The following is a 6,593-nucleotide window of genomic DNA, read 5'->3' on the forward strand; positions in this document are numbered from 1 at the left end:
AGAGGGACTCGAACCCTCACATCCGTGGGACACTAACACCTGAAGCTAGCGCGTCTACCAATTCCGCCACCTTCGCATCACTGCGGTGGGGGATTCTATAGAGTTTTGGGGGGGCGTCAACAGCCAAAGGGGACTTTTTTCGCTGTTGACGGATAAAGGCGTGCCAAGGGCACAAAACTTCAGCAATCGGCGTCAGACGGTGGCCAGCGCATCCTGATACATCTGTTCGTACAGGATGACGGAGTCTGCCCAGTCGAAGCGGGTGTTCATGGCGTGGTGCTGCACACGGGCAAAACGTGCCGGCTCCTGCAGATAATGGAGCAGGCTGCGGCGCATGGCATCGAGCAAGGTGCTGGCAGTGGGATCGTTGAAGCAGAAACCGGTCGCGTGCGTCGGGTCGGCATCCCAGTCCACGACGGTATCTTTCAATCCGCCGACAGCCCGAACCAGGGGCAGGGTGCCATAGGCCAGACTGTACATCTGGTTGAGCCCGCATGGCTCGAACAGAGAAGGCATCAGGAAGAAGTCGGCGCCGGCCTCCACCAGGTGGGCCAGACGGTCGTCATAGGCATTGATGAAGGCAAACTTGTCGGGATGCTGCTGGGCAATGCTTTGCAACTGGGCGGCGAGAGAGGGATCACCGGAGCCCACGATCACTACCTGGACCTGATGTTGCAAGAACTTGTCTAGCGCCGGGATGAGCAGGTGTACTCCTTTCTGCTCGGTCAGTCGACACACCATGCCATAGATGGGGAGGTTGCCGACGGGGAGCCCCGTCTCCTGCTGCAGGATGCGCTTGCAGGTGTGTTTGCCATCCAGGTTGTCGGCATCATAGGTGGCGGGCAACAGAGGATCGAAGGCGGGATCCCAGTCCTGATAGTCACAGCCGTTGAGGATGCCACGCAGGTCAGCAGCCCGCTGCTGGAATACGCTGGCCATGCCGTGAGCGCCCAGGTGCGTCAGCAGCTCGCTGGCGTAGTTGGGGCTGACCGCATTGATCTTGTCTGCGTAGAGCACACCGCACTTGAGCAGATTGATGTGACCATAGTCGTAGTTGATGCGCTGCTCGTAGTCGTGGATTTCCGGCACGGCCCAGAACTGCTGGCGATCGAATACCCCCTGAAAGGCCGCGTTGTGAATGCTGATGACCGACCGGGTGCGCTGGAAGAAGGGGTTGTGGGCATGACGGGTTTTCAGCAGCAGCGGCAGCAGACCGGTGTGCCAGTCGTTGCAGTGGGCGATGTCGGGAGCGAAACCCAGCTGTTCGCACGCATGCAGAGCCGCCGCGGCCAGAAAGGCAAAGCGTTCACCGTTGTCGGGATAGGCCTGGTTGTTCTCGGCATAGAGCTGGGGGCGGTCGAAATAGTGCGGGCAATCGAGCAGATAGACGCAGATCCCGTCCAGTTCCAGCTGATGGATGCGATAGCTGATATCACTGCGATCCTGGGGGGTGGGGAGCCAGCGCGAGGCGAGGAGGGTGGCCTCGTCCCGGCGCTTGATGGTCTTGTAGAAGGGCATAATGATGCGCACATCGTGCCCCTGACGGGCGAGATGCTGCGGCAGGGCCTTGGCCACATCCGCCAGGCCCCCGGTCTTCACCAGCCCCTCAACCTCCGAGGCTACAAACAGGATTTTCAGTGGGTTAATAGCCAACTCTTGCTCCCTTAGGTACCACGACGATACCGCCTTCGGATACGGTAAACCGCTCTCTGTCATGGTCCAGATTCTCACCGATCACGGTGCCGGGTGCAATTTCAACGTTTTTGTCGATGATGGCGCGGCGAATGGAGCAACCTTCGCCGATTTTCACATCCCCCAGCAGCACGGATTCACTGATGTGGCTGCAGGGGCCTATGTTGCAGCGAAATCCCAGTATGGATCGCTGGATCTGGCTGCCCTGAATGAAGCAGCCACCGGAGATCAGGGAGTTGGCGATCTTGACCTTGCAGTCGTCGGTATCGATGAAGGTGGCGGGGGGCAGGGGCGGGTAATGGGTGTGCAGCGGCCACTTGCGATTGTAGAGAGAGAAGGGGGCATCGTCGGCCACCAGGTCCATGTGTGCCTGCCAGTAAGAGTCGAGCGTCCCCACATCGCGCCAGTAGACGTTGGGCTTCTCGCCCGGGATCACGTTGGTGCTGTAGTCGTAGACATACACGGGGGCACGGGGGAACAGGCTGGGAATGATGTCCTTGCCGAAATCGTGACTGGAGTTCTCCTCGGCGGCATCCCGCTTGAGCTCCCGATAGAGGGCCTCGGTCTCGAAGATGTAGTTGCCCATGGAGACCAGGGCCTGGGTGGGGTCGCCGGGGATGTGTTTCGGGTGACGGGGCTTTTCTTCAAAGCCAATCATGCGCCCTTCCTGATCCACCTCGATCACCCCGAAGGCGCTTGCTTCCTCGATGGGCATGCGCAGTGCCGCGACGGTCAGGGCGGCCGCTTTCTGCTTGTGGAAGCTCACCATCTGGCTCACGTCCATCTTGTAGATGTGATCGGAGCCGAAGATGCAGACGTGCTCGGGGTCGGAGATCTCGATGAAGCGCAGGTTCTGGTAAATGGCGTCTGCGGTGCCGTCATACCAGCGTTTGCCCATTCGCATCTGGGCCGGAATGGGATCGATGAAGCGATCCGTGATGCCGACGATGTTCCAGCCCTTCTTCATGTGCAGATAAAGGGACTGGGACTTGAACTGGGTGAGTACATAGATGCGCAGGAAGTCGGCGTTGACGAAGTTGTTGAGCACGAAGTCGATCAACCGGTAACTGCCGCCAAAGGGTACGGAGGGTTTGCTGCGGGTGGTGGTCAGCGGTTGCAGTCGGGTACCTTCACCGCCTGCCAGTATCATGGTGAGTATGCCTGCCATCGTCGTTCTCTCCCTGAGATCATGATGTTGAAAAGGTTTTCATGTTGCTGCGAAAAAAACACCCCTAAAGGGGTGGTAAACGTTTTCCTGGTACCTTAACAGATCCCGTCTGGCACTCTCTACTTGTTTTATTACAACCGTTGCACTTCTTTAAGCTTTGCTCAGATACACCTTGAATTTGGCATCGCCCGCGATCACCTCGGTCTGTTTGAAGTGCGCATCCAGTATAGGCTGGTATCGCAGGAAGGCATTGGCGACTATGGTCAGGGCGCCATTTGCGGTCAGGTACTCAGGTGCCTTTGCCAGGAAGGTTTCGGTGGCGGCGTAGAAGGTCTTGAGCCCGGCATGGAAGGGGGGATTCGAGACAATCTGTTGGAATGTTTCGGCAATGTCGGAATAGACATCGGAGGCATGAACACGTCCGCTCAGACCGTTGACCGCCAGGGTTCGGCGGCTGGACTCCAGTGCCAGGGCATTGATATCCACCATGGTGACGGCCAGGGCCGGGTTGCGCTTGGCCAGCACGGAACCGATGACGCCGGCGCCGCAGCCAAAGTCGAGCAGCTTGCCCGTTACGGGGGGGAGGCTCGCCAGCAGCATCTGGGTGCCGAGATCCAGGCCGTCTGCACTGAAGACCCCGGGCAGGGCCATGACGGTCAGGGTGGTGTCGCCCGCCTGGCACTCATAGCGACTGAACCAGGCGTCCAGCTCGAAGGGAACGACCGGTTTGTCGAGCGTGCCGTGGTAGAGAGAGCAGCGGCGCGCAGAGTCGCGCTTGATCGGTTTCTCGCCATAAGGTGCCAGCAGCTTGTCTGCCCCGTTGATGCCGCCCCGGTTCTCGCCGGCGAGGAACAGGTCGGCCCCGCTTTCGAGCAGCGGCGTCATCATGGCCAGCAGGTATTGCGCCTCGGCCTTGGCCTTGGGCATCAGCAGCAGCAGGGCATCGAATCGGGGGGCGCCCCCCAGCTGGTGATCGAACAGGATGGCGTCTCCCAGAGCGGCCTGCTGGCTGCGGTAATAGCAGTAATCCGTGGTGAAGACGGTCAGGCCTTGTGCCAGCTCGGCCAGTTGACGAGGATAATCATCCTCCAGGGCACCGCACACCAACAGCTGCTTGCCGAAAAAGAGGGCTTGGTTACGTTCCAGCATCTGACTGACGGCACTGACAGGACGGCTCATTGGGTCTCTCCACGCATTTTTGGGCGGCCATTATACATGGCCGCTTTCGCCTTGACATTTATGCCGTGTTCCCGAAATATGCCCAGACGCCTTATTTACCCAGAGATGATGCAATGCGGTCATGCGTATCGAAACGAAAGCATAAACACAGCCTGACAATCGGGCCTGCTGGCGTGCGCGCGTAACCTCTCATCCCTGAGACGATTCAAGCCCCGGTAGCGACTCCCGTACCGGGGCTTTTTATTGACCAATCCATCTGTTTAGGAGAAGGAAATCCCATGTTTCAAGGTTCGATAGTTGCCCTGATCACCCCATTTCGACAGGGCCAGCTGGACGAGGCCGCACTGGCTCGCCTGGTGGAGTGGCACATAGAGCAGGGAACCCATGGCATAGTGCCGGTCGGCACGACCGGGGAGAGCCCGACCCTGACCCACGATGAGCATTGCCGCGTGGTGGAGCTGGTGGTCAAGCTGGTGGCCGGGCGCATTCCCGTGATCGCAGGTGCAGGCTCCAACAACCCGGTTGAAGCCATTGAATACACCCGCTATGCCGAGCAGATGGGAGCGGATGCCACCCTGCATGTGGCCGGTTACTACAACCGCCCCAATCAGGAAGGGCTCTACCACCACTTCAAGGCGGTGCACGACGCCACCACCAAACCCATCATCGTCTACAACATTCCGCCCCGCGCCATCGTTGACGTGCAGCCGGCGACCCTGGCCCGTCTGGCCGAGTTGCCGCGCATTGCCGGCGTGAAGGATGCCACCGGTGATCTGGCCCGCCCCTGGGTTGAACGCCAGCTCATCAAGAAGCCGTTTGCCTGGCTCTCCGGTGAAGATGCCACCGCCGTGGCCTACAACATCGGTGGTGGCCAGGGTTGCATCTCGGTGACGGCCAACGTGGCCCCCAAGCTGGTGGCCGAGGTGCAGAACCTGGCGCTGGCCGGTGAGTGGCAAGCTGCCCGCGAATTGCAGGACAAGCTCATTCCGCTGCACCAGGCCATGTTCGCCGAGCCGAGCCCCGCAGGGGCCAAGTATGCGGTCTCTCTGCTGGGTCTGTGCAGCGAAGAGTGCCGTCTGCCGGTGATGCCGCTCTCCGAGGCCACCCGCGAGCGCATCCGCAGTGCCATGCAGGCATTGAATCTGTTGTAAAAACTGGGCTCTGGATCTCGCTTTTGATTGCCCGGTCAATTAATGGCCGGGCTTTGCCGATATACTCGCTTGGATACAACCAAGGATGATTTGGCATGGAAGAATGGGATCCGGAGCACTTCACCAGTTTTGAACATCTCTGTGAAGTGACCTTGTCTGCGGTCAGGGAAAAAACAGAGGCTGAACAGATCTATCTGTGGCTGCGTGCTCCGACGCCCCAGCTCTATCACTATCGCCCGGAACAGGGTCTGCTCTGCCTGAGCGCCGACATCCTCTCTTCCCTCGAATTGCCCATCCTCTTCATCGAACGTTCCCTTGCGCTCGGCCAGTTGCTGGTGGAGCCCATCGCGCCGACCCGTGCCATCTGGGAGCGGGAGAGCGTCGAACCCGAGATCCCGCGCCTGCGCGCGAGCTTCCCCCTCAAGCGTCACAAGGGGCTGGAGGCCGTGGTCTATCTGGAAACCCGCCGTCGTCTAGATCGCCTGCCAAGACGCCAGCAGCAGAGCATCCAGCTGCTCATGCATTATCTCGCTGCCGAGCTCGAGAGTCGGCGACTCGCGGGACAGGTGGATCTGGAGCGGGATCAGCGGCTCCACACCCAGGCAGACCTCGTGCGCAGCCAGGCCCTGCAGGACTCTTTCCTCAGCATGCTGCAGGCGCTGCATCAGGTGGGGGTCAAGCTCTCCCGCTGCGAGAGCGAGGATCGTTTGCTGCACGACGCGGTGGCACTGGCCCGCCAGGAGTTGCAGTTCGATCGCATCGCCATCTTCCTGACTGACAGTGAATTCAAGACCATGCACGGTACTTGGGGGACCAACGAGGCGGGTGAGCTCATCGACGAGCGCCATTTCATCAGCCCCATTCCGGATCATCCCACGGTGCAGGAGGCGCTGCGTCGCAAGGACTATGTCCTGGTGCTGGAGGACACGCCTCTCTATTACGAGAAGCAGGAGGTGGGTCGCGGCTGGAACGCCATGGTGTCGCTCTGGGATGGGAGTACCCCCATCGGCTGGATCGCCGCCGACAACCTGCTCTGGCGGCGCCCCCTCAAGGCGTATCAGAGCGAGATCTTCAAGCAGTATGCCGCCGTGCTCTCCCAGTTGCTGATCCGCCAGCGCACCCAGGAGAAGCTTGAGCGCTTCAATCGGGAGCTGGAGCTGAGGGTGCAGGAGCGGACCCGGCAACTGGCCGATACCAACCGGGCGCTGGAGGAAGCCAACCGGCGCCTCTCTCTGCTGTCTCTGGAAGATCCCCTGACTGGCATCGCCAACCGCCGCCAATGGGACATCACCATGGAACGGGAGTGGGAGCGGGCTCGCCGCCATCAGGTATCTATTCACCAGGACGGGGTTGACGGCATCAGTTCTGCCGGGATGGGATAATCTGTCTTCTCGATGCACGCC

General features: G+C 60.2%; 3 protein-coding genes and 2 pseudogenes. 2 read left to right on the forward strand and 3 right to left on the reverse strand.

The annotated features are described in order from the left end of the window. Positions 1–192 precede the first annotated feature (192 nt). The 3 genes and pseudogenes from glgA to rsmC all read right to left on the reverse strand — a co-directional run bounded on the left by glgA (position 193) and on the right by rsmC (position 4,039). On the reverse strand, positions 193–1,653 hold the full coding sequence (gene glgA, locus PG892_RS20880) for a glycogen synthase GlgA (RefSeq protein WP_039040607.1): 1,461 nt from the start codon (positions 1,651–1,653) through the stop codon (positions 193–195). Then, a pseudogene (gene glgC / locus PG892_RS20885) lies at positions 1,643–2,863 on the reverse strand (glucose-1-phosphate adenylyltransferase); the annotation flags it as partial. The pseudogene glgC and the gene glgA, both read right to left, overlap by 11 nt. A gap of 147 nt (positions 2,864–3,010) precedes the next feature. Continuing rightward, a complete protein-coding gene (gene rsmC, locus PG892_RS20890; RefSeq protein ID WP_223933705.1) occupies positions 3,011–4,039 on the reverse strand; it encodes a 16S rRNA (guanine(1207)-N(2))-methyltransferase RsmC in 1,029 nt (342 codons plus the stop codon). A 278-nt stretch (positions 4,040–4,317) separates the two neighbouring features. Here rsmC and dapA point away from each other — a divergent pair, with 278 nt between their 5' ends. Both dapA and PG892_RS20900 read left to right on the forward strand, forming a co-directional pair. After that, on the forward strand, positions 4,318–5,190 hold the full coding sequence (gene dapA / locus PG892_RS20895; protein WP_039040606.1) for a 4-hydroxy-tetrahydrodipicolinate synthase: 873 nt from the start codon (positions 4,318–4,320) through the stop codon (positions 5,188–5,190). A gap of 95 nt (positions 5,191–5,285) precedes the next feature. Beyond that, positions 5,286–6,518, forward strand: a pseudogene (locus PG892_RS20900) (GGDEF domain-containing protein); the annotation flags it as partial. Positions 6,519–6,593 lie beyond the last annotated feature (75 nt).

The organism is Aeromonas sp. QDB68 (assembly GCF_027707405.1).
GTDB lineage: Bacteria > Pseudomonadota > Gammaproteobacteria > Enterobacterales > Aeromonadaceae > Aeromonas > Aeromonas caviae.